The 24,730-nt window shown below is 68.4% G+C and carries 10 protein-coding genes; 8 read left to right on the forward strand and 2 right to left on the reverse strand.

Features of this window, described 5'->3' with window-relative positions:
* Positions 1-14: 14 nt before the first annotated feature.
* Genes ACH4SP_RS18100 through ACH4SP_RS18110 form a run of 3 tightly spaced genes read left to right on the forward strand, consistent with a single transcriptional unit; the run spans position 15 to position 2,362 of the window.
* Positions 15-524 (forward strand): ATP-binding protein, encoded by a 510-nt coding sequence (locus ACH4SP_RS18100; protein ID WP_398415908.1) that lies wholly within the window; start codon positions 15-17, stop codon positions 522-524.
* A 50-nt stretch (positions 525-574) separates the two neighbouring features.
* A complete protein-coding gene (locus ACH4SP_RS18105; RefSeq protein ID WP_398415910.1) occupies positions 575-1,885 on the forward strand; it encodes an AAA family ATPase in 1,311 nt (436 codons plus the stop codon).
* A 3-nt stretch (positions 1,886-1,888) separates the two neighbouring features.
* The gene (locus ACH4SP_RS18110; RefSeq protein ID WP_398415913.1) at positions 1,889-2,362 is read left to right on the forward strand and encodes a hypothetical protein; all 474 of its coding nucleotides are present in this window, start codon (positions 1,889-1,891) and stop codon (positions 2,360-2,362) included.
* On the opposite strand, the gene ACH4SP_RS18115 is transcribed toward ACH4SP_RS18110, so the two are convergent.
* Positions 2,274-6,425, reverse strand: coding sequence for an Eco57I restriction-modification methylase domain-containing protein (locus ACH4SP_RS18115; protein ID WP_398415915.1), 4,152 nt, complete (start codon positions 6,423-6,425; stop codon positions 2,274-2,276). The two genes, ACH4SP_RS18110 and ACH4SP_RS18115, sit on opposite strands and share 89 nt — an antisense overlap.
* Positions 6,426-6,791: 366 nt before the next feature.
* On the opposite strand from ACH4SP_RS18115, the gene ACH4SP_RS18120 reads away from it, so the two are divergent.
* The 4 genes from ACH4SP_RS18120 to drmC all read left to right on the forward strand — a co-directional run bounded on the left by ACH4SP_RS18120 (position 6,792) and on the right by drmC (position 15,667).
* Positions 6,792-9,047 (forward strand): hypothetical protein, encoded by a 2,256-nt coding sequence (locus ACH4SP_RS18120; protein ID WP_398415917.1) that lies wholly within the window; start codon positions 6,792-6,794, stop codon positions 9,045-9,047.
* 88 nt (positions 9,048-9,135) lie between these two features.
* On the forward strand, positions 9,136-12,996 hold the full coding sequence (gene drmA, locus ACH4SP_RS18125) for a DISARM system helicase DrmA (RefSeq protein WP_398415920.1): 3,861 nt from the start codon (positions 9,136-9,138) through the stop codon (positions 12,994-12,996).
* Positions 12,993-14,903 carry a DrmB family protein gene (drmB, locus tag ACH4SP_RS18130; protein ID WP_398415922.1) on the forward strand — a complete coding sequence of 637 codons (1,911 nt, stop codon included), beginning with the start codon at positions 12,993-12,995 and terminating at the stop codon, positions 14,901-14,903. The genes drmA and drmB overlap by 4 nt, the downstream gene beginning before the upstream one ends.
* Positions 14,900-15,667 carry a DISARM system phospholipase D-like protein DrmC gene (gene drmC, locus ACH4SP_RS18135; RefSeq protein ID WP_398415924.1) on the forward strand — a complete coding sequence of 256 codons (768 nt, stop codon included), beginning with the start codon at positions 14,900-14,902 and terminating at the stop codon, positions 15,665-15,667. Before drmB ends, drmC begins: the two co-directional genes overlap by 4 nt.
* 37 nt (positions 15,668-15,704) lie before the next feature.
* Here drmC and ACH4SP_RS18140 read toward each other — a convergent pair whose 3' ends face one another.
* Positions 15,705-19,166 (reverse strand): AAA domain-containing protein, encoded by a 3,462-nt coding sequence (locus ACH4SP_RS18140; RefSeq protein ID WP_398415926.1) that lies wholly within the window; start codon positions 19,164-19,166, stop codon positions 15,705-15,707.
* A 235-nt stretch (positions 19,167-19,401) separates the two neighbouring features.
* On the opposite strand from ACH4SP_RS18140, the gene ACH4SP_RS18145 reads away from it, so the two are divergent.
* Positions 19,402-24,468 carry a DUF3320 domain-containing protein gene (locus ACH4SP_RS18145; protein ID WP_398415928.1) on the forward strand — a complete coding sequence of 1,689 codons (5,067 nt, stop codon included), beginning with the start codon at positions 19,402-19,404 and terminating at the stop codon, positions 24,466-24,468.
* Positions 24,469-24,730: the final 262 nt, after the last annotated feature.

A 24,730-nucleotide genomic window follows, 5' to 3' on the forward strand; every position in this document is an offset into this window, starting at 1 on the left:
CCACGCTCGGTGACATGAACCAGCAAGTCGCCAGACAAACCTCCCCGCCCCAACTCGCCCCGCCCACACAGCACTTCACCTTCACCGTCCAGCTCAGCCCCACCCGCCGAGGCGCCCGCCTCGCCCGCCGCCTTGCCGTGCAGCGGCTCGCCGACTGGGGCATCCCGTACGGCGGCGAGACCTCCGACGCCGTCGCCCTCCTCGTCGCAGAGCTCGCCGCGAATGCCGTACGGCACGGTGCCGTTCCCGGCCGGGACTTCCGTCTCGCGCTCGCCCTGCACCCGGCAGAGGAGCCCCCGGCCGCCCTCCTCCTCCGTATCGAGGTCTCCGACGCCCGCCCCGAGAAGCGGCCCCGGCTGTCGCCCCCGGCCGAAGCCGAGACCGACGTCGCCACCTCCGGCCGTGGCCTGCTCCTCGTCGACCACCTCGCCACCCGCTGGGGCGCCACCGACCGGCACCAGGTCGGCAAGACCGTATGGGCGGAACTCGACCTGCCCGCCGCACCCGGCACCGGCCCGGCCTGATCGACGTACGCACCAGGCCCCCGGCCCTGGCCTGCGGTAGCTTGGCCGGTGTGACTGCCCAGGCCATCGAAGAGGTCCGCCTCACCGCGTTCAAGAGTTTCCGCGGTGAGGCCTTCCAGCTCGCCCCCCTGACCGTGCTCATCGGCCGCAACAGCAGCGGCAAGTCCAATGCGCTCGACGGCCTCGAAGTGCTGTCCAGACTGGCGCGCGGGGAGGACATCGGGGAGGCGCTGGAGAGTCGGCGCGGCCCGGCCGGCCCTGTACGCGGCGGGCTCGCGGGCTGTGTGCCGCACGGGTCCGACAGCTTCTCCCTCGGGTGCAGTGTGAGTACGGAGTACGGGCCCATCCACCTCGACGTCACGGTCCAGGTGGAACCCGAGGTCCAGATCATCGAGGAACGGCTCTCGGGGCCCACGAACAAGGGGCACCGGGACGTTCTGGTGAGCGGGGAGCCCAGCCCGCACGTGGGCGATCTTCATGCGGCCTGGCACAACGGCAAGCGGGGACCCAACCCGAGCGCACCGTTCCGCAGCTCCAGGCTCCTGACGTCACAGTTGCCGTTGCGCGTGGGGGGCGAGACCGAGGGGGAGCGGGACAGTATCTGGTGCGCGGAGACCATGCTGTCCGCGCTCGCGAGCGTCTTCCACCTCGATCCGGTGCCGCATCTGATGCGCCAGTACGTACCCGCACGGGACGCCAATCTCCGACGTACCGCGGAGAACCTGTCGGCGGCAGTCGGGATGATCCAGCGCCGGAGCCCGGAACTGTTCGATGTGCTGGTGGACCTGCTGCGCGGGCTGGCGGACCACGACATCGTGCGGCTCACCGTCACCAAGTCCGACCTGGGCGATGTGATGCTCGCCCTGGACGAGGGGGCTCTCGGGCGGACGCCCGCCCGGGAGATGAGCGACGGGATGCTGCGCTTCCTGGCCATCGCCACCTCGCTGCTCGCAGGCGGGGAGCGCCTCGATCTCGGGGCGCCCAGTTCGGGTTCCGTCGACGGCGCGCTGACGCTGGTGGTCGAGGAACTGGAGAACGGGCTGCACCCCTCGCAGGCGTCCCAGGTCCTCGAACTGGTCAGGAACGCCAGCGCGGACGACCGGGCCCAGGTGCTCATCACCACCCACAGCCCGGCCCTGCTGTCCGCACTCGACAGCGCGGATCATGAGGGGGTCGTGGTCTGCTCGCGGGACCGGAGGACCGGGGCGAGCAGGCTCACCAGGCTCACCGAACTCGACGGGTATCCGAAGGCCATGGCGACGGGACCGCTGGGGGATGTCGTCACCCAGGGGCGGCTTCAGGGCGAGGCACAACAGGACCGTGATTACACGGAGTTCGACCGGTTGCTGGGGATTGGGTGAGGCGTGGCACGCAGGGTTGAGTTCGTGGACACGTCGATCCTCTGCAATCTGCTGGAGGTGCCCGGCAAGAGCCAGGACCGGGAGAAGGTCGTCGAGGAGCTGAAACGCAAGCGGGGAGAGGACGCGTGCGACCTGCTGCTGCCGGTGACCGCGGTCATCGAGACGGGCAACCACATCGCTCAGCTGCCGAACGGCTATGACCGGCGGATCTGCGCGGAGAGGTTCGATGCGGTGCTGCGCATGGTGGTGGAGGGCAAGGCGCCGTGGGCCCTCAATGAGGTGGAGTGGGACGCGGCGCATTTGAGTGCGCTGTTGGAGGGCGGGAGTACGGGCAGCAGCCTTGTGGAGCATGCCTCGAATCAGCTCGGCTGCGGCGACCTCAACATCCTCATCGAGCGGGACCGGTATCTGGCGCGTACGTCGGGTGTGGTGGCGAAGGTGTGGACGCTGGACGGGCTGCTGTCGGCGTACGCGTGAGGGGCGGGGTGTCCGTCGGCTGAGTGGGCAGTTCGGCTTGTACACCGGCGGGGGATGCCGACTGCTCGGCTGCGTATCGGCGTTGGTTCTCTTCGAGGAGGCGGTCGAGGATTTCCTGACGTATGAGTGGGCCGACGGTGTAGCGGGGGCCCTGGCGGGTGTCGTGGAAGCCGTGGTCGAGGCCGCCGGGCTGGGTGAGGAGGTCGTGCCAGCCGTAGGCGCGGGCTACTTCTTCGTCGATGGCGCGGTGGATTTCGCGGAGTTCGGTGATGTCGGGGGCTGTGCAGGTGGCGTCGTGGACGAGGTTGTAGGTGGCGGTGAGGCCGCCGCGGTGGAGCATGACTTCGTGGCGAAGAATGTCGAGGCGATCACCCAAGTGACGGAGTTCTTCAGTGGGGTCCATACGTGGAAATGTCTCGAACACGTCAGAAGGGGTGTACCTGATTCGGGTTTCTAATGTTGAAGAACGTTCAATGGCCCACCAGTAATGAGGTGCGCTGCTGAGCAACGCCAGCACCGCTGTGTCGTCCGTGGCGAACACCACAGTCGATTCACTCATCACCTGCCCCGTCGACACCATGACGGGCATGACCACCTTACTCACTCGCGTAATCACGAGAACCTTCTCAAGTCCCGCAACTTCCCGAAGCATAGCCGGACGCTTCTCGCCGTACTGCCACCAATAGTCCCGGTAGACCTTGCGGTTGTTCTTGTCCCGCTCAGGCTTGACCAGCCTGCGTACTTGTTCATATGCCGCTGGATATTCTTTGGCACGCTCCTCGCTCCAGTCATGGAAGTTGATGACCCAACGGCTAGCCGTCCTGTCCGGGCGGGAATTGAGATCCTGCCCGTTGAGGTAGGGGAACAGCACCTCTTTATATCGCTCCTCCTTGGCGATGAGTTCCTGAGCTGCCTCGGGGGTAATCGTGAAACCCAAGCCGAGAATGATGGAGCCTTGGAAAGATACTCCTCCGTTCTCTTTGAGTCGTTGAGCCATTCCCGTCGCGCGAGATTCCACGTCCAACGACGTGGTGATCCCCTTGGCCGGCTCCCCGTCGGCGAATCGCATTCCTCCTGCTGCGACCTCGGCTCGACTCGTCCATACCGCACAGTACTCAAGTGCGGCGCTCTGTGACGGCCACGGTTTGCCCTTCACTGATTGCCTGATGGTGACCCCGTCCGCCACCAGCTGATCGAGACCCACCTCCCGGGTGACTCCCTGAGCCAGGGTGTTGGTGGCGATCACTCCTGTCTGGCCGTGCTCGTTCAGTAACTCGTGTGCTCGCAGCAGGAAGTACGCCGACAGATCGGCGTTCCCCCGCACCTCACGGCCAAGAACATTGACCAGGTACTCCCGGTACGACACCCCTAATGACCTTGTGAGCTTTCCGCCTCCCAGGTAGGGGGGATTGTTCACGACGGCGTCGAACCCTCCCCGCTGGAACACCTCGGGGAACCGATAGGGCCAGTGGATCGGACCGCACCCCTCGGTTCCTTCCAGGTTTGCTTGGCGCTGCCACTCAGTGATCCTTTCGTGCGCCCTCTCCTTGAACGTTGCGTGTGTTTCCGCAGGCGAGCTGCCGAGGAGGCGCGGGAAATCGGCGGCGGAGACAGCTGCACGGTCCAGGCCTCGCGCCCCGTGCCGCGCTTCCGCGAGAGACGCGTGCGATATCAAATCGCCGAACAGGCAGAGAAGTTCAACCTCCGCCTCGGCGTCCCTGAGTACCCTTCGCTTCTCTTGGAGTGCAGCGAGTGAAATTCCGGGGATTTCGATGATGCTGTGCCGCAGATCTGCCGCACGTTTCGTGTTGGCTCCTAGACCGATTTGCTGCGGCAGGGTCGCCGTAAAGTCAACCGAAGAGCGGCGATGGACTGTTTGTTCCACCTTCGGGGCGATGTGCATGGATTCCACTTGCGCATGGGACGATACGCCCAGAAGGGAATCCCCGGCAATGAGGCGGTCGTCCAGGAAGGTGAACGGCATATTCGGCTCGACCGTTTCCAACCACAGTGCGAACTTGGCCAGTTCGACGGCAAGCGGATTGATGTCCACCCCGTACAGGCAGCGTTCTGCGACTTCGCGCCGGGCCCGGATCATCACGAGGTCGAAGCCCTTGTCACCCCGTTCCCGGAATGGCTCGTGGGGGTGGATCACTTCCGTTGCGTACTCCTCCCGGAGCCGGTATTCCGCATCCGCGCGGCATTCGATCGCACGGGCCGTGACCAACTGCTCAGCCAAGTAGCGGCATGCGGCGACGAGCAGGGCTCCTGAACCACAGGCGATGTCGGCGACCTTGAGAGCGAGGATCTCGTCACTGGACTTGGGACGCCAGGCATCGCGGTCGGCCGTGTCCAGCGGGCCGGGGGAATGGACCAAGGGCTCCAGGGCACCGCACACGATCTCTTCGGCCAGGAAATCCGGTGTGTAGTGCGCACCCGTCGACTGCCGTTGCGACGAGCGGCCGACATACAGTCCGCCGGGGAGAATCACAACCGGCAGACCGCGCAGGTCGTACCGGACAAGGCGGTAGAAGGGGAGCAGTCTGGTGGTGAGGTCCGCATCGCCTCCAGTTGCGGCGAGCAACTTCCTTTCGGCTTCCGTCCGTTCGGTGTCTTCGAGTGGTTGAAGTGCGCGCGCCACCTTCGTGGCTGCGCCAATGCCCGACTTCTTGTACGCACTGGCGAGTGCCGCGGCCAACATGGGCACAGGCTTCTTGGTGCGCGAGGACTCCGCCGCAAACCGTTCGAGTTCCGCCAGCTCCACCTGAACTTCCTGGCCCTCCTTCCCCGCGAGCCCGACCACCGCGGAGACCGCGCGCTGCCCCTCGTACTCCAGCAGCCCCTCGTAGACACGGCCGATGTCGGACGCACCGAGCGACCCGAACAACGTCCTCCGGCGTTCACGCGCACGCCCCCGCCCCGTGGTGACGTACTGGACGGACGCCAGCATGTGCAGCACCGTCCGGTCGTCCACCGGCCAGGGCGCGTGGCCTTCCCCCGGTTCGAGCCAGGGGTGGCGGGCGGGGTCGAAGAGGCTGCCGTCGTAGCCGCAGATGCGGAGGTCGGGGTGGTCGACGCCGTAGTAGATGGCGTGGAAGAGGGCGACCAGGCGGTGCCAGGCGGCGGTGCTCTGTTCGAGGTCTTCTTCACTGGTGTCCCGGGCTCGGGCTTCGAGTTCGGCGTACAGGCCGGAGGCTGAATAGGACTGCTGGTAAAGGGGGTTGTCGGCGGGGAGCAGGCCCTTCTGTTCGGCGAAGAGGGCGAAGAGGATACGCATCTGGGTCGACAGGGCGGCCCGGTAGACCTCCGTGGCGGGCCGGTCGGCGAGGCCGGGGCGTCCTGCGGCCCTGGCCGCCACGTCGGTGCGGCCGATCGAGGCCACCAGGAGCTCCACCGCTCGCTGCACCTGCTGGCCGAGTGAGTCGGTGGTGGCCTCCCGTACGTCCTCGGAGCCGGCGAGCAGGGCCGGGAGGGTCTCGTCTTCCGGCACCGCGAAGAAGCGGCGGCGGCAGAGCAGTGAGCGGAAGGCGCGGACCACGGGACGGTCCGCGACGGCGGTCCAGTCGGCGGTGTCGAAGGTGACGAAGGAGGAAGGTCCGGTGCGCGGGGCCCACACCAGGGTCCACCAGCGGCCCGCAGCGACCAGGCCGAGGCCGACGTCGTGGTGGCGGCAGAGGAGGGCGAGGCGGTCGGCCGGGGACGCGGTCCAGGTCGATCCGGGGAGCCGGGCCGTGGGGTGGGTGTCCGGGGGGAGGGTCAGGCCGAGGAGGGCGGGGGACGCGGTCCCGGGGTGGCGGAGGGCGAAGGAGGCAGTGATCGTCTCGTCCTGCCCCGGGACCTGATGGGTGAGTGCGGACAGGGAGGCGGGGGTGTCGTCCAGGGCGTCGCCCCAGGAGAGGAGGGAGCGGAGGAGGTGGTCGATCCACATCTGGTGGGACCCGACCGGGTCCGCCTGCCAGGTCCGGTGTGCAAGGCGGAGCCGCACCGCTTCCTGCTTGTCGAGGGTGTCGAGCTGAGGCCAAGTGTGGGTCAGCGTCGGCATAGAGAGGAACGGGCCGTCCACGGTGACGAGGCTCAGCCACTCCGCGTGGTGGGTACGCCCGGATGCGGGTGGCGGAGGGCGGCGGCGTCCGTGTGCTGTGGAACCGGATCGGGCGGACGGCGTACCGGTAGCCATGAGGCACCCCCGCTGAGAGACGACCCTTGAGTACGGACATCGATCTGGTTGCGTGGTGCGGACTACTGCCACCGACGGTAGCGGGGTGAACACGTTCGGAACAGGGGGCGTACGGCTATGACCTTCGGCCCTGGTCAGGGGGCAGGGGATTCGGGATTGTGGGGTCGATTGTCAGTGGGGGCGCTTACGGTCACGAAGAACGGTGCGAGAGCCCGTGCGACGTAGCCCCTTCACCCGGAGCCATACCTGATCATGACTGAGCCTGTTCCGTACGCCACCACTTCCCTCGGTGACCTGCTGCCCGCGTTGCGGTTCGCCGATCCGCAGCTTCTCGGGGCCCGACTCGACGACGTACGGCTGCCGCTCGGCTGGTGGCATGCCACCCCGCTCATGGACATCGAGAAGGTCATCGGCCCCGAGGCGCTTTCGCACCGGGTGGCGCAGACGGTGCGTGCGCTGTGGCCGCACGTCGAGCTGGGCGACCTGATGCCCGTACTGCGAATGATCGATGCGCGTGCGGAAACAGTGCACCGGACGGTGGCGCAGGTGACGCGCGAGGCCGGGGCGACCGTCGGGGACGGGGACGCCGCGCTGGCTTGCGTCGTCGGGGATCTCCTCGACAGGCTGCACGGCCGGGGCGGGGCGGAGCAGCGGCTCGGGGCGCGCGAGGCTGTTGCCGTGATCGCGCGCTGGCTGCCTGCGGACGCACCCGAGGAAGTGCGTGCGGCGGTGGCGGTGCTGGTGGAGGAAGCGGGGGAGCCGGGAGGCGGGCTCGGGGCAGAGCCTGCGGCCGCTTCCGCGGTGGGGGTCGTGTCCGTGGTCGCGGTGGGGCACGTGGTTTCCGTGCCGGCTCTCGTGGGCGACGTAGGTACGGAAGGCCCTGAGGGGACGGGCGAGGAATCGCCTGAGGCGGGCGGTGTGCCGATCGGGGCGGAGGACGGTCCGGCGGGTGCTGCCGACCTCGATGGTGTGGTCGAACCCGTGCTGCTGGAGGACCCGTCGGCCGCTTTCGAGGAGCTCGTCGCCACGTGGGAGGTGCGCGAAACCGCGATTGCTGGGCAGCGGATCTTCGCGGAACAGCCGGAGCGGCTGGCCGAGTTGGGGGAGCGGTTCTCGGTGAGCCGTGAGCGCGTTCGCCAGCTGGAGCAGAGCGTTGTCGCGACGATCGCCCGATGGCTCGCTGCGGACGGTCGTGCGTTCGCCGGTCATCTTGCCGCCGTTGCCGGGCAGTTGGGCACGGTCACGCGCACCACTGAAGTGCGGGCGGCGCACCCGGGCCACCAGCGCGTTGTCGTGGTGCTGGGCGTGCCCCTGGGGGAAGTTGTCGCGCGGCTGCTCCCCGACCGGACTCTGGCGGACGGCTGGATCGTCGCGGGAGACGCCGAGGAGCTCCGCACCGCCATGAACGAAGAGCTCATGGCGGCCTGCGGGGACAAGCCGCTGCCCTGGGACGAGGCCTGCGCACTTGGTGCCCGGTACGGGATCAGGGGAGAGATCCTCGCGGACTGGGTGGCCGAGGTGGGGCGCTTCAGGGCGATGGACGGGTTCCTGGTCTTCTGGGGGCGGACGGTCAACGACCGGGCGGCCGCGGTGCTTGCCCTGCACGGCGGGCCCCTTCCGGCGGAGGACGTGCACGCGAAGCTGGAGGACGGTACCGCGCTGGTGAGCCTGCGTAATCAGCTGTGGACGGACGAGCGTTTCGTACGGCTCGACCGCGACCTCTACGGGCTGCGTCAGTGGGGCGGCGAGGAGTACCTCGGCATCCGCGAAATGATCATCCGGGACATCCGGGCAGCAGGCGGAGAAATGGAGATCCCGGCTCTCGTGGACGGGCTCACCAGTCGCTTCGACGTGTCCGCGGCCTCTGTCCGTACGAACCTGTCCGGGCCGGACTTCGAGAGGTCCCGCCGGGGCTGGGTGCGCGTCGCCGACCGTGACAACAGCACGCCGTACGTGCCGAGGAGCGACGTCTTCGGGACGCGCCGGTGCTTCCTCGGGGGCGACGGCCGTTGGTGGTACCGGCTCGAAATCACCGGTGACCACCTGCGGGGCTCGGGATTCCCGGTGCCCGCAGGGTGGGGCGCACATGTCGGGGCAGTACCCAGCTGTGAACCCATCCCGCTGCGCCACGACGCGGGGGAGACGGTGCTCCAGTGGCGCAGCCAGCCTGTCCTGGGCTCCGTACGGCCCCTGCTGGAACACATCGGGGCGCTCGCGGGCGACCAGGTGTTCCTCAACATCACGGACGGAGAGCTCAACGCGCTGCGGCTCCCCGCCGATACGGACGGCACCCGCCCCGAGCAGAGCGCGGCCCGGCTCACGGGGTGGACCGCGCCCGTGACCGCCGAGGAGGCTGTGGCGGTGATCGGGCGACGGATCGGCATGGAGTCGGCCCAGGAGTCGGCTCCGGAGACCGCCGCGCTGCTGGTCCGGCTGGCCGAGCGCGGGGACAGGGACATTGCGGAGCACTTGGAGCGGGCACTGGGCCGGGCGGCTGCCGCCTGCTGAGTGTCAGAGGCGGCCGTTAGCATCCAGGCATGACACATCGTCATGATCGTTGTGGCGTCTGTACCGAGGTGTGAGAGAGGGAGACCTGATGCCGAGCCAGTCCGCGGCGGTACCGTCCGGCTCGTTGGAGGAGGACCTCCTCCAACGCGTCCGCGAGGTGTCGCAGAGTTTTGCCCCGGCCTCGTCCTACGAAGTACGGGACGATCTGGGCAAGCTCATCAGCGACGACCTGCTCGGCCCCTGGGACGGGCCGAACGAGGAGCTCGACTATCGGTCCTCCGGTCCTCGTGACCGCTACATCGTGGGCCGCCTCGGACCCAAGCGCACGCTGACGACATCGCTGGCCGCAGCGAGCGAGCAGGCCGATGAGGACGCCGACGGCGAAGGGGACGGGAGCGACCAGAATCTCCCCGAGAAGCTCACCACGCAGAACGCGGGCCGGATGTGGGCCTCGTCGATGGGGCTCATGTTCGCCGTGCCGGCGGACGGTTCCGTGTCCGCCGTCGCCGTGCGCGTCCGCTGGGGCCGCTACGGCAAGACGGAATTCCTGACGGACGAAGGCACCACGCGTTCGTCGTGGACCCGGGAGCAGATCGAGATTCCGCACGAACTGCGTCTCGACGGCCCGGCCCGGCAGGTTGTCCCACTGACCGGCGGGGACCCCGATGCCGCCGGGGTGCGGCTGGTGGCGGAGGTGCGCGAGCGGCCGGGCGGCGGAGGCCCCGCCCGGGTCGTCGAGCTGTCGCTGGTGAACGCCCAGGACGAGCCCGTGAGTTCGAAGGACACGGCCTGGCTGTTCCAGGCGGAGCTGCACGTCACTGCTCTGGACGGGGCGGCTCCCGTCTTCCTGCCGATCTCCGACCCGCTGGAGGAAGCTGGGGCAGAAGTGGACGCGTTCGGTGCGGTGGACCCGGAGGAGCAGCACCTCGACCTGCTGTACCGCAACCAGCTCAAGCACGCCGCCGGCCGCAATGTCGCCGTCGACGTGACGATCGATGAGGGGCAGCGGCGGGCCCGCTCCCTCACCACCACGTGGCTGCCGGTCCATGATGTACCCGCCACCATCGCCCCTTCGGGGGGCGAGAACACCGCGCTGGCCGGCCTTGAACTGTCCATGGACGTGCTGGCCACCGCGGACCCCGCTCAGCTTGCCTCCGCACTGGCGCCGTTGGCCGATGGGTACAGCGCCTGGCTCGACGCCCGTGAGGTGCAGGCTGCCGGGCTGCCTCCGGCCCTGCGCGACAGTGCGCTGGCCGCCGTGGACAAGGCCCGGGACGTCTCTGTACGCATCACGCTCGGAGTGGATCTCCTGACGGACCCGGACCGGCCCGACGCGCTGGAAGCCTTCCGCTTCGCCAACCGGGCCATGGCGCTCCAGCGTCGCCACACCGCCATCGCGGCCCTCCGGGAACGGGAGGGCATCGGGTACGAGGAAGCCCACCAGCGCATCGCGGAGCAGGGCCCTGCAGCTGCCTCCTGGCGCCCCTTCCAGCTTGCCTTCGTACTGCTCAATCTGCGCTCCCTCGCCATCCCGACCCTTACCGAGCGTGAAGCGGGCGCCGACGCCGTCGTCGACCTGCTCTTCTTCCCGACCGGTGGCGGCAAGACGGAGGCGTATCTGGGGCTTGCGGCCTTCACCTTCGCCATCCGGCGCCTTCAGGGAACGCTGGGCAGCGGCGACGACGCACGCAGCGGAGACGCGGGCGTCTCCGTCCTGATGCGCTACACGCTGCGCCTGCTCACCGCACAGCAGTTCCAGCGTGCCGCAGCCCTGGTCTGCGCGGCGGAGGTGCTGCGCCGGGAGGCGTACGACAGCGGGGACACCCGCTGGGGCGAGACGCCGTTCCGGATCGGGCTGTGGGTCGGCGGCGCGGTCTCGCCGAACCGTTACGAGGAGGCGGCGCAGCAGGTCGCCGAGGCGAAGGAGGCGGGAGACGGCCGGGGCGCCAAGGTGTTGCAGACCCTGGTCTGCCCCTGGTGCGGTACGGCTCTGAGTGCCCAGCGTGATCTCCACCCGGACGACGACCTCCGCCGGATCCTGCTCTTCTGCGCCAACGGGGAGGGTATGGCGCCATGCCCGTTCTCGCAGCGCGGCACCCGCCCCGACGGCCTGCCCATTCTCACCGTCGACGAGGAGATCTACCGGCTTGCCCCGAGCCTGCTCATCGCCACCGTCGACAAGCTCGCCCAACTGCCCTGGCGGGGCTACGCGGGCATGCTCTTCGGCCGTGTGTCGCAGTACTGCCCCCGGCACGGCTACCGCCACCCCGACCTCGACGCCCGCACCAAATGCGGGGACAAGCACAACGCCAAGGGCAAGCACGAGGCGGTGAAGAGCAAGGAGGTGACCCGGCTGCGTCCGCCGGACCTGATCATTCAGGACGAACTGCACCTGATCTCAGGAGCGTTGGGAACCACGGTGGGGCTCTTCGAGGCGGCGGTCGACGAGCTGTGCACCTGGCCCACACCGGACAGGGACGGCAATACCGCCCTCGTCGGGCCGAAGATCGTGGCCTCCACCGCGACGACCAAGCGGGCCGCCGAACAGATCCTGGGCGTCTTCGCCCGCAAGGCGGCAATCTTCCCACCCCAGGTGATCGACGTCGAGGACACCTTCTTCTCGCAACAAGTCGCTGTCACCGAGAAGGCCCCGGGCCGCCGCTACCTGGGGATCTGTGCTCATGGCGTCAGGATGAAGGCTGCCGAGATCCGGGTGGCGGAGATTCTCCTGATCGCCGGGCAGACGCTCTTCGACCGGCACGGCGCGCCGGCCGATCCGTATATGACGCTCGTCGGCTACTTCAACGCCACCCGCGAACTCGCCGGAATGCGCCGCTTCCTGGACGACGACATCGCCACCCGCGTCCGCATGCATGGCAGCCGCAAGGGGCTCTCGAACCGGCTCCTGCGCAGGACCGAGATGCTCTCCGTGCAGGAACTGACCTCGCGCATCTCGTCCGGGGACATCACCGAGGTGCTCGCCCGCCTGGACATCGGCTTCGACGAGGAGATGGACACGACGGTCCGCAGGCAGGCCGTCATCGACGAACTGCGCGCTGCCGCACAGCACAAACAGCGCCTCGACCCGACGAAACTGTCGCTGCGCAACGAGGGGCACGGCGCGGTCGACGCAGTGATCGCCACCTCCATGCTCCAAGTCGGCGTGGACGTCTCGCGGTTCGGTCTGATGCTGGTCACCGGCCAGCCAAAGAACACCGCCGAGTACATTCAGGCGTCGTCCCGGGTCGGCCGTGACGCCAAGCGCCCCGGCCTCGTCGTCACCCTCTACAACTGGACCAGGCCGCGCGACCTCGCTCACTTCGAGAACTTCCGGCACTACCACGCCACCTTCTACCGCGAGGTCGAAGCGCTGTCCGTGACCCCGTTCGCCCGCCGCTCGCTGGACCGTACGACTGCCGCGACCTGGATCGCGGCCGTACGCAACGCGGTCGAACCGCACTCCCGCAACGCTGACGCGTACGACGTCGACCTCGACGGCCCCGTAGCCCGGCGGATCACCGAACGGTTCCTCCGGAGGGCCGAGACCGTGGGGGGTGAGCGGGCTCGCGACTACCTCTCCGAACGCATCGAGACACTCAAGGACAGCTGGGCGCAGCAGAAGCTGGGCACCGCGCGGCTCGGCTACGAAGAGGGCAAGTGGCAGAAGCAGCAGCTCGTCGGGCTGCTCAACCGGGCCACCGGCGCGGTCTGGGACGAACTCACCGTCTCCCAGTCGATGCGTGAGACGGAGAACGAGATCAACCTGTTGCTCCCGGGCAGCGGCATGTTCGACGTGGTGGGCGGAGCGCCGTCCTGGAACTACCCGGGCGGAAGTCCGGCGGCGGAGCCCGACGACAGCGACTCCTCCGAGGGCGACGAGCTGGGGCTCGTACTCGACAACAAAGCGGCTGCTCCGGGCGGGCGCAACGGGAAGAAGGCGCAGGCATGACGGAGAAGGCCCAGTACCGCCGGCGCGTGGGCTCGGCGCGCCCCAGCCACCTGATGTTCACCGGTGGCGTCGGCTCCCTCGTCGACCTGCCGAACTTCGCCGTCCTCGTGCGCGGGATCGACGACTGGAACTACGACTCCTTCGAGTGGGCGGACCTCAAGGAACCGCGGCTCCTGCGTGCTGTGAACAGCCTGCTCGGGGACGCGCACGGAGCCTCGGTCACTCAGCTCCGGCCGGCGCCCTGGACGGACGGCACCGACTCGGACCCGAACGGTCCGGCCGCCCGGGTCGGCGTTCCCGTCCTGCCCTTCCCTCAGTGGCTCCGGTGCACCGCCTGCAACGAACTCGCCGCGCTGGATTCGAAGGTCTTCAAGTTTGAGAACGCCTCACCTCGCCGACCGGACAAGGCACGTTTCCAGCACGAAGGATGTACGGCAAAGCGATCGGGCAAGCGCCCGCTCGCGGTGGCCGCACGTTTCGTGATGGTCTGCCAGAAGGGGCACCTGGACGACTTCCCTTACACGAGTTTCGTGCACCGGGGAGCGGAGTGCACCGAGGTCAGCCACCCTCGGCTGCACATGCTTGACCACGGTGGCAACCAGGCGGCCAACGTCAAGATCAAGTGTGTGAGTTGCAGCAAGGAACGCAATATCCGGGACTCGATGGGACCGCGCGGCGAATCCAGCCTGCCGCGGTGCCGGGGCCGCTACCCCCACTTGGCCACCTTCGACTCGTCCGGCTGTGACGAGCAACCGAAGCCCTTGGTGATCGGCGCTTCGAACCAGTGGTTCGCGCAGACACTCAGTGCGCTCGCCGTGCCCCCGACCAGCGGGAACGCCCTCCACGGGAAGGTCGAGCAGCTCTGGGAAACGCTGCAGAAGGTGGACGCTCCGCCCATGCTCGAACTCCTCTGGGACCTCCCGCAGTTCAAGGCTCTCCATCAGTGGGGCAAGAGCGAGGTGTTCGACGCGATCCAGGGCCGGCGGGCCACGATGGACGCCGTACCGAGCACCCAGACGCCGTCCTACCCCGATCTTCGTACCCCGGAGTGGGAGATCTTCGCCAGCGATCAAGTCCCTGACCCTGACGAGGACTTCGCGCTGAGGGCGGTCGATGTGCCCCCGGCCCTCTCCGGGATGTTCTCGCACATCGTCCAGGCGGAACGGCTGCGAGAGGTGCGGGCCCTGGTCGGCTTCACCCGGCTCGACGCTCCCGACCCCGAAGATCCCGACATGGTGATCCGGGCTCCGCTCTCGCGGGCACGGGTCCCTTCCTGGGTGCCGGCCAGCGAAGTGCGGGGCGAAGGCATTTTCCTGCGGCTGCCGGAGACCTTGGTGGCGGCCTGGGAGCAGCGGGTACAGGGCTCCGCCGCGCTGGCGGCGCACCGGGACGCGTACATCGAATTCCGCCGCAACAGGTACTCCGGGCGCATCCAGGGCAACGACGATCCGCTGCGCGGCTGGCCCGGCGCACGGTACATCGCCCTGCACACCCTCTCTCACATGCTCATCCGTGCCATCTCCCTGGAGTGCGGCTATTCCTCCGCGAGCCTCTCCGAGCGGATCTACGCGGGCAGCGAGGACGACCCACGCACGGGCATCCTTATCTACACTGCGGTGCCCGACGCGGAAGGTACGCTCGGCGGCCTCGTTTCCCTCGCCGAATCCGAGTCGATGACCCGCATCGTCCGCCGGGCTCTGCTCGACGCCTCCCGCTGTTCCTCCGACCCGCTGTGTGCGGAACGCCTGCCGCACCCGCCGCACGAGGACTTCCTGCACGGCGCCGCCTGCCACGTCTGTCTCTTCGTGTCCGAGACCACCTGTGAACGGGGCAACCGCTTTCTGGACCGGCGCTTCATCGTTCCCATCGACGATCCCGACCTCGTCCTGCTCCCGGGAGTGAAGTGACGGACAGGGAGCAGGCATTCCGGCAGGCGGCAGCCGACGCCCAGACAGCAGTGGGTGCGGAGTCGGTCAGGACGATTGCCGAGGGGATCGCTCAAGGGCGTTCCCGGGTTTCGATGCTGACTCTTCGTACCCAGCCAGGGTTCGCCGAAGCTGCCACGCGCATTCTGGACGGTATGGCCGTCGAAGGGGTGCCCGATGCCGAGGCGTCGGCGTATCTCCGGGGACTCGCGGACGGTTATGCCCTGCGGGCGGACGAGCAAGAGGTGTCCCTCGTCTGGAGCGGTCCGTCCTCGCACCGGGTTCCCGTGCGGTCGACGTCCCGCGTACTGATCCAACTCGTCGAAGAGGCCCGGCAGGAACTGCTGTTGATGACCTACTCGGCGACCCGCTACCTCCCGCTGGAGGAAGCGTTGCAGGCCGCGGTCGGCCGCGGTGTGGTTGTCGACGTGGTGGTGGAAACCCTGCAAGGTGCGGGGAGCGCCCTCACCGGTACGGAACCCGCGTCAGCGTTCGCGAGGGTGGAAGGCGCCCGGATCTGGCACTGGCCACCCGACAGACGGTCGGAACCAGGGGCCAAAGCCCATGCCAAATTGGCAGTTGCCGACCGGCGGGCACTGCTCACCACCAGTGCCAACTTCACACAGTCGGGCGTGGGAAAGAACATGGAGGCCGGGATACTGATCCGGGGTGGGCCGGCGCCGGTGCGGGCTGCGGAACACATTCAAGAATTGCAACGCACAGACGTACTGCGCCGGTATTGGTGATCCGTCCCTTACCTGGTTCTCCAGCCGCGGCCGGTTCTCAGTCCCGGGACGCCTTCGGCACGAACGAAGCGTCCCCCGGGTATACCGCGCGCTCATGACCGCACTCGGTGTTCTTCCCGGTCTTCGGATCGAGGCGTCTCGTCGGGCAGACCCAGGCCCAGTAGTGGTTTTTGGGTCGCTTCTTCTGCCGGATCGCGCGCTTGCGCAGTTCTCTGTCGGTTCCGCACTTCGGGCATGCCACCGGGCGGGAGAAGGCCTCCGCGTGTTCGTGGTCGAGGAGGGACCGCGCGAAGCTCCTGCCTCGGAAGTGGACCATGACTTCGCGGCGGGCGGTTCCCGAATTGGGGCTGTGGGAAAGGGTGTTGAGGCTGCCGAGGAACGTGGTCCGTTCGTCGACGACCAGGATCTTCTGGTGCATGTTCTTGATCCGTACGACCTGGCTGACCGAGGACTGCAATTGAGGGAGCCGCTTGGCGGCGTCGGCGGCGGCGCGGGCGCTGCTGCTGTGGAGCTGTTTCTGTAGCCCCTGGTCGGAGTCCTCTACGACGAACACCACCACACGTACACCTCGAAGGTACGCGGAGTGCAGGTGGGGCAGGACCTCCCAGAGGCGTGTGTAGTACCAGGGGGCCCAGAGCCAGACGGATTCTTCGGCCCTGTCGATGGCGTCGAGGGCCGCGGGGAAGTATGCGTGCTCGTCGAGGATGTTCTCCCAGTGGACGTGCTTCCCCAGGGCCTGCCAGACTTCCCTCTGCAACTCGGTTGCTGTGTCAGGGAGTTCATCCTCCGGCAGGCCGAGGAACTGCTGCGCCCGTATGCCGAGGACGCGTCGCTCGGGGCCGGGTTGCGCCAGGGCGGCGACGTGGTGGAGGACGGTGCCGGCCTTCGCCCCGTTCACGGCGGACCAGGCGGCGACGATGTAGACCCGCCGTCTGGCGCGGGTTGCGCCGACGTTGAAGAGCCGGGCGCCGGTGTGGGCGTGGTCCCAGGGGTCGTTCATCCTGCCGTGGCTGGTCCAGCCGGGATGGCCGCCGTCCTCGACGAGATCGAGGATGACGACGTCGAACTCCCGGCCCTGGAAGCTGTGGGCCGTGCCGACCTCCACGGTGGGCGTTCGGTTCAGATGGTTCTGATCGGCGAGCCAGTCATGGGTGATGTTCGCCTGGGCCTTGTACGGGGTGACGATGCCCACCGACTCGCCCTTTTCGTGGTGCTGTTCCGCCAGGGCCTGGGCGATCACGCTGCCTGCAGTCCACCACCGGCCCGAACCGGTGCGCGGGGTACGGACGACACCGAGGCCGTCGTCGAGCCTGTCGGTGGTAACCAGCACGATCTCGGGGTCCGCTTCCCGGTCCCGGGGCTTCACCTCGGACACCAGCCGCGGGCCATCCGCCCGGTCGCTGCCGTACGCGATGCGGTTGACCAGTTCCGTGATATCGGGGCCGAACCGGTACGTGGTGAGGAGGGCTGCACAGCCCGGGTGGCCGACCGCGTCGTCCGGTGTTCTGATGCCGACCTGGGTGAAGCAGTCGCGGGTGAGCCAGCGGGAGAGGTGTTCCTCCCGGGGCGTCTTCTTGTGCTCGATGGCGCCCAGCTGGCAGAAGTCACCCAGCAGTACGGCCGTCTCGCCCGCCTTGGCGAGGGCGACCACGAGCTCCGGCAGCGATGCGGCGCCCGCCTCGTCCACCAGCACCACGTCGTACGGGCCCTCGGCCACCGTTTTGTGTATGTGCATGCGGGCCAGCGTGGTCGCCACGACTTTGGCGCCGCGGATGATCTCCGGCTCGGCCTGTGACCTGAGCCGGGTGAGCTCCTTGAGCTGCTGTTCGTGGCTCTGTTCGAGCTGGCGGCACTGTGCGAGTACCGGCTCTGCCTCCTTGCGCAACTGGTCGCGTTGCTCGGCGAGGCGGGGCAGGCCTGCGCGCTCGGCGCTCTCGACAGTGTGCCGGTCCGTGGGGAGCGGGCCGGGGAACTCACCGATCGCCAGGTTGAGGTCCTTCTCGGCGGCCGACACCCGAAGCTTCGCCGCGGCCAAGTCGGCCTGGGCGGCGGCAAGTTGAACGCCCGCCTCTGCGGTGTCTTCTGCCAGCTCTGCCAGCATCCGGTCGTCGACCGGATGTGCGGCGTCACGCAGGGCCCGGACCTTCGGCCCGACGAGTTGGCACTGCCGTGCGTACTCGGCTGCGGCCTCCTTTGCCTGGGCGGCGAACAGTGTGCTGGTCCGGGTGAGTTCCGGAAGCGCTGCTGCGAGTTCGGTACGACGTGGCTTGCTCCGGCGACGGGCCTTGAACCCCTTCTCCCGGTCGAGGCCGTCGAATTCCTGCTGTGCCAGCTCCAGGGAACGTGCTGTCTTCCGGGCCGAGGTCCGGGCCTGGATCAGATCCTGTTCCGTCTCGTCGAGCAGCCGCTGGTTCTGATCAGCCTTGGCCAGTAGTTCCCGGTGAGTGGCGACGGCGTCCTCCGCGGCACGGCAGTGTGCGAGGTCCTTCGCGCACAGGTCGACCTTGATGGCGGCGGACGTCCGGTCGTCGCGGGCCTGCGTGTGCGCTTCCGCCAGCCGGTCGTGGCGCCGGCCGTTGGCCATCCGGGTCCGTGCCTCGCGGTGCGCGTCCGGGTCGTAACCCGACAGCTGGTGTTCGAGCCGCTCAAGGCCGATGAGCGGGCTCGACCGGCGCAGATTGACGAGCCTCTCTTCCGTCTTTGCCCGGCGCTTCTCGGCCTCCTCGACCCGTGCCCTCACCAGCAGCGGCAGACTGACCTTTGGGTTCTCGGCGATCGACTTCAGGTGGGGGGCACCCACCCTGATCAGATCGCCCGCACGCAGGCCGCTGCGGGCCCGGACGGCCCCTTCGAGGGCGTTGTCGACGGCGATGTTCGTGCCCGAGACGAGCAGGACGCGCTTGCCCCGGGTGACCAGGTCGTCCAGTGCCCGTTTGAGCACGGTCGTCTTGCCGGTCCCTGGCGGCCCCCAGACCAGCCGGACACCGGGAGTGGTGCAGGCTAGGTACGTCTGGGCCTGTGCGCCGCGGAGTGCACCCCGGGACGCTTCACTGGTCAGCGGGGCCACCGGATCGAGGTCGTTGGACATGAACCGGTTGGCCAGGCCTGGGTTTCCCAGCTTTTGCAGGGCCGCGTACAGGCTTTTGTCGAGGAAGTCGGCGGGCCTTCCTGTGGCCCACAGGCTGAGGCCGGTCGCCGGGGCATGGGCGCCGACCTGGAGGCGTACTCGCTCGGGCTCGACCGTGTACGAGATGACCTGGTAGCTCTCGCCGGGCCCGGACTCTTTGCGGGTGCGCAGGTGCAGGTCGGTGAGGTTGTCGGGGTCGATCTGGCGGTTGTACGTGGGGAAGGCGTACCAGCCGTCGCCCAGGCGGGTCACGTCACCGAAGTATTTGGGTCTGCGCTCGGAGGCGTCGTCCGTGCTTGCGGCCCCGGCCGGGGTGCCGCTGCCGCACAGGCGCAGCACCGCTTGCGTCATTTCGTCGAGCCAGCCCGGCATCCCCCACCGCCTTCCCCCGTAGAGCCTGAATGATCCTCTCCGGTTTGCCGGGCTGTCCAGAGTGCCGCTGGTCACGGACATGATCAGGGATTTCGGACAGGAAGGTCTTTCGGTCTGGCCGAAAGTGGAGCTTTGGCTGTGTCGTGCTGCGGATGCTGATATCTACCGTGGTACAGGGCCGTCCCTTTTGTGAGGCGGCCCTCCTCTTTTCCCCGCCCTGGAGGTCCTGCCCCTCATGAATGCCCGGACAGTCGGCGCCGACTCGCATTTCAGCAGCGACGATCCCGGGCTGGACCGGCTGAAGGCTGTGCTGGGGGCGTGGCAGGAGTCGCTGCTCGACATGGGAGGGCGCAACCGGCTGCTGAACTTCCGGCACACCCGGTCCTCCACGTTGGAGATCAGGACGCCCGGTGTGGGGGAGCTGCTGGCCGGGCTGGGGACGAGCGCAGGGCTGGGGTTCGCACCCGTTGAGAAGGCGGAAGAGACGGAAGGCGTTTCGCACGTGGATGGGGGTGACGAGGCCGGGGCTGGCCCGGAAGTCACGACCGGGACCGCCGCGGCGAGGCACGGCATTGTCACGCAGAAGGGCACACGGGCCGGCCTCGACCGGGCGCTCGCCGAGCTGCGCCGCAAGTCGGGCCAGACGTACAACGACTTCGGTCTGTGGGTGCTGTGGCTCGGGGTCGGGATGTTGGAATGGCGGGAAGAGGGCGCGCACGAGAGCAGTGCGGCGCCGCTCGTGCTGGTTCCTGTGGAACTGCGCCGGGACCGGGCCGGGGTCGTGCGGCTGCACTCCGCCGACGACCAGGAAATGATCCACAACCCGGCGATCGCGGTGAAGCTCGTACAGCTCGGAGTCGGCTGGGAAACTGTGTCCGGGCTGGACTGCGGCGATGTTGACGCGGTGCTGGACGCCGCGCGAGCAGTGGCCGACGGGCAAGACGGGTGGCAGGTACGGGACGGCGGAGTACGTGACAGTGTGGTGCTGGCTCTGTTTGCCTCCCACAAAGAGGCCATGTACCAGGACCTCAAGGAGAACGCTGCGGCCGTGCTCAGCAGTCCGCTGGTCCGGGCTGTCGGGCTCGGTCCGGACGCCGGGCTGCCCGACGACCTCATCGGGTTCGAGCCGCCCTCACTGGAGCGGATCGACGAGGTCCAGCTGCCCGAGCGGACCCCGCTGGTGCTGGATGCGGACGCGTCTCAGCGGCAGTGCATCGCGGCGGCCATGGAGCACCGGTCGTTCGTGATGAGCGGGCCGCCGGGTACCGGCAAGAGCCAGACCATCACTAACATGATCGCCGCGCTGATGCATGCCGGGCGTACTGTTCTCTTCGTCAGCGAGAAGGCCGCGGCGCTCGATGTCGTACGCAACCGGCTGGCCGGAGTCGGTCTCGCAGACTTCGTACTCACGTTGCACAGCAGCGCAGCCACCAAGAAGGCGGTGGCACAGGAGCTCGGCCGGGCGCTGCTCACAGAAGTGCCCGCTTCGGGGGCAGCGGACCACGAGCTGGAGGAAGCAGCACGTCTGCGACGGGAGCTGTCCGCGTACGCCGCCGCGATGAACGAGGTGCGGGAGCCGCTCGGGAGTAGCCTGCACGAGGTGATCGGCCGGGTCACGCAACTGGAACAGCAGATGGAGCGGGAGCAGGGCGGAACGGCCGGGCTGGTGCTCTCCTCGAGCAGCGCCGACCGTGTTGCCGCGCTGAGTGCGCAGACGTTGGCGGATGTACTGCGCGCTACCCGGGCGGTGGCTCGGGCATGGCGGCCGGTGGCGGAGGGGGAAACCTTCGCTTGGAGGGGGCTGCGGGACACCGGGGAACTGGGCGGGGCTCCGCTGGGCGCCCTCGCCGATGCTGTCGATGCGTTCGACGCACTGGGCGTTGCGGTCGAGCGACGCCCGTTGGCCACCGAGGCGCCCGCGCTGCGTACGACGCGGGACGTCGAGAGGTGCCTACGGGAACTGAGAGGGCAACTGCCACAGAGGGGAGAGGCTCCGGCGGCCGCCCTGCTCTCGGACCCGTCGGTACAGGTGGCGCAGCTCGCCGACGATTTCGGCCTCGACAAGCCGGACGGTGCTGCGGGTGCACTTGCACTCTGCGCCCTCGCCGACCTCGCCGAGGCCGAGCACCGGCCGGTTGCCGGCTGGTTCGGGAGTGGTGGGCTGGTACGGGCCCGCTCGGCGGCGGAGGACCTGAGGCAGGCCGTCACGGAACTGGGTGCGGCTCGCACGGTGGCACAGGACGTTTTCGCGGAGCAGGTTCTCGCATGTGACGAAGTCGAACTGGAGGCGCTGGCAAGGCGTTTCGCTGAGGAACATCAGGGGTTCACCGCCCGTTTCAAGGGCCAGTTCCGTACCGACAGGGCCGCGGTGGCAGCCCTGTCCCGCACCGGCGTGTGGGACAGGGCGCTGGGCGGCAGGATGAGAGAAGCGCTCGCCTGGAAGCGGGCTGATGCCGCCGTACGCCGGACCGTCGAGCAGCACGCCGCACTGCTCGGACCGTACCGTCCGACCGAGATCGCCGAATTCGGTCCACTCGATGCCGCGCTCGCCACGGCGGCCCGTGTCGAGGAACTCGCCGGGGCTGCGTGCCGCGCTGAGGTCCTTGCCGCGCGGCTTGCTCACGGTGCCGACGTCGACCCCCTCGTACGGCTTCAGGCGCAAGCGGTGCGAGCGGCGCTCGCCGGCTGGTGCGATGTTGTCGAGCAGCGCAGTGCGCGCTGGTCGGACAGTGTCGCGCGGCTTCATGCGATGTTCGACACCACGCGTCAACTCCAGTTGTATCCCACCCTGATGGGTACCTTCGAGGACGCGGATCGCGAGCTGCAGGCGCTGAGGGCCGACCCTTCGGGGCCCGAGGAATGGCAGGCATACAGCAACGGACTCTCCGCCCTGGAGCGGTACGGGTTTTCGGATCTGTTCGGGCGGAGTGTCGAGCGTGGGGTTACGGCAGGGCAGTTGTCCGCCGTGGTCGAGCGCAGCGTGCTCCGGCAGCGGGCGGACGCCGTGCTGGCTGCTGATCCCCGGCTTCGTGCCACCAGGTCGGCGGAGCTCGATGCGCGAGTCGAGGACTTCCGTGAAGCCGACCGGCGGCTGGTGGCAGCCGCGAACGGCGCGGTGATCGCGGCGTGCAACGGACGCAAGCCACGTGCCTTCGGCGGTGGCAGCGCCGGGCTCATCATCCGGGAGGCGGAAAAGAAGACCCGGCACATGCCGGTGCGTGACCTGCTCGGCCGGGCGAGGGAGGTTGCGCAAGCGGTCAAGCCCTGCTTCATGATGAGCCCCTTGACGGTCAGTCAACTGCTCCCAGCTGACTACTGCTTCGATGTGGTGATCTTCGACGAGGCGTCACAGGTACGGCCCGGTGACGCGGTCAACTGCACCTACCGCGGAAGGTCGTTGATCGTCGCGGGTGACGAGAAGCAGCTCCCTCCCACTTCGTTCTTCGATGCCGCGGTCGGCGACGACGGCGACGAGTACGACGAGGACGTGCCCGATTCCTTCGAATCGCTGCTGGACGCCTGCAAGGCCGGAGCCATGCGGGCACTGCCGCTGCGCTGGCACTACCGCAGCCGCCACGAGGACCTGATCACCTTCAGCAACCGCTCGTTCTACGAGAATTCGATGATCACTTTCCCCGGTGCGCGGGACCGGGGCTCCGACGTCGGTGTCGAATTCTTCAAGGCCGCCGGCATGTACGACAAGGGAGGGCGGCGGGACAATCGCATCGAGGCCGAGCTCGTCGCGCAACGGGTACTTCACCACTTCGACACCCGCCCGGGGTGCAGTCTCGGCGTGGTCGCGCTGTCACAGGCGCAGGCGAGCGCCGTCGAACTTGCCGTGCAGCAGGCCAGGTTGATGCGTCCGGACCTCGATCACTGCTTCACAGAGGACCGACTCGACGGCTTCTTCGTCAAGAACCTGGAGTCGGTGCAGGGCGACGAACGCGACGTCATGATCATGTCGATCGGGTACGGGCCGGACGAACACGGCAGACTGGGTCTGAACTTCGGCCCCGTCAACAAGGAGGGCGGCTGGCGGCGGCTCAACGTCGCGGTCACCCGTGCCCGTTACCGCATGGAGGTCATCGCTTCCTTCCACGGCACGCAACTCAAGGACAGCGACAACGTCAGCGTTCAGCACCTGAAGCGCTACCTCGAATTCGCGGCGGGCGGCCCGGCCGTGCTCTCCCGCGAGGTAGTCCAGCAGAGCGCTGCTGAACCGGAGAGCCCCTTCGAAGAGTCTGTGCTCGGTGTGCTGCGTGGCTGGGGGTATGAGGTACAGCCGCAGGTCGGAGTGGCCGGATTCCGGATCGACCTGGGGCTTCGGCACCCGGACGCGCCTGGTTCGTATGCCCTCGGCATCGAGTGCGACGGCGCGATGTACCACTCCTCCAGGGCGGCCCGGGACCGTGACCGGCTGCGTCAGCAGGTACTTGAAGGGCTGGGGTGGACCCTGTACCGGATCTGGGGCACCGACTGGTACCGCAATCGGTCGGAGGCAGAGCGGCGGCTGAAGGCGGCAGTGGAGGAAGCGGTGGCAGAGGATCCGTTCGCGGAGGCCACTGTGCTGACCGGGGCTGTTGTGAGGTCGGCCCCGGTGAATCGGGAGGCTTCGGCAGGCCTGGCGGACCCGACCGCCCTGGCAGCATCTTCTGCTTCCGTGCTGTCGGAGACCGCCGTCGGGCGGGTGGAGCGAGTGCTTCCGGTGCGAGTGCCGGTGGACCGGGTGCCGGACCGGCCGTGGAGCGCGGTCTACCAGGTCGCCGACGTACAGGCGAGCACCGGCGCGGAGATGCACACCTTCGAGGCGCGACCCGCCCTGCGGAAGGTGCTGACCCGAATCGTCGAGGTGGAGGGCCCGGTGCAGGTGGACCTCCTGATGCAGCGGGCGCGCGAGGCGTGGGGCGTGGGACGGACGGGCAAGAGGATTCGTGAAAACGTCCAGGATGTCCTGCGGAACCTGGATGCGGAGGGCGCCGTCACCATCGACGGAGAGTTCATCGAAGCGGCGGGCCGCAGCGGCGAGCCGGTCGTGCGCACACCCGTCGATGCCTGCGTACGGAAGGTCACCCAAGTGGCACCGGCCGAGCGGCAGTGTGCGCTGGTGCGGCTCGTGGCGGAGTGTCCGGGGATGACCGAGGAAGAACTGCTGCTCCACGTGAGGGAGCTCTTCGGCTGGAAGCGAATGGGTGCCGACATCAAGACTGCGCTCGAAGCCGACATCGAGGCGCTGTATGGGCAGGGGAGGCTCGGCGAGCGAGAGGGGTTCGTTTTCGCGGTGGGGCAGGGGGGAGCGGAGTAGGCGGGCGACATAGGGCTTGGGGGCCGCCCGCGTCGAGGGGACCGGGACGGGCGCCATGAGGGAGGGATGCCCGGAGTGGGCAGTGGTAGCTCACTGACCGTCAAGTAGCTTGTGGGAACGGCTGATCCGGCGGAAGGCGTGGGTGGGATGGGCGTGCACGACGAGGTGGGTGGGGCTGCGGACGAGCCCGGTGGAAGTGTGGGCGGGCCCGGTGGCGCAGCGGGCCGGTCCGGTGGTGACGTCAATCTGTCCGGTGGGGCTT

The organism is Streptomyces sp. NPDC021093, from assembly GCF_044333135.1.
GTDB lineage: Bacteria > Actinomycetota > Actinomycetes > Streptomycetales > Streptomycetaceae > Streptomyces.

Coding starts and splice junctions, on each gene's coding strand:
- ACH4SP_RS18100 (WP_398415908.1), top strand. CDS start 15: ATGAACCAGCAAGTCGCCAGACAAACCTCCCCGCCCCAACTCGCCCCG.
- ACH4SP_RS18120 (WP_398415917.1), top strand. CDS start 6,792: ATGACTGAGCCTGTTCCGTACGCCACCACTTCCCTCGGTGACCTGCTG.
- drmA (WP_398415920.1), top strand. CDS start 9,136: ATGCCGAGCCAGTCCGCGGCGGTACCGTCCGGCTCGTTGGAGGAGGAC.
- drmB (WP_398415922.1), top strand. CDS start 12,993: ATGACGGAGAAGGCCCAGTACCGCCGGCGCGTGGGCTCGGCGCGCCCC.
- ACH4SP_RS18140 (WP_398415926.1), bottom strand. CDS start 19,166: ATGCCGGGCTGGCTCGACGAAATGACGCAAGCGGTGCTGCGCCTGTGC.
- ACH4SP_RS18145 (WP_398415928.1), top strand. CDS start 19,402: ATGAATGCCCGGACAGTCGGCGCCGACTCGCATTTCAGCAGCGACGAT.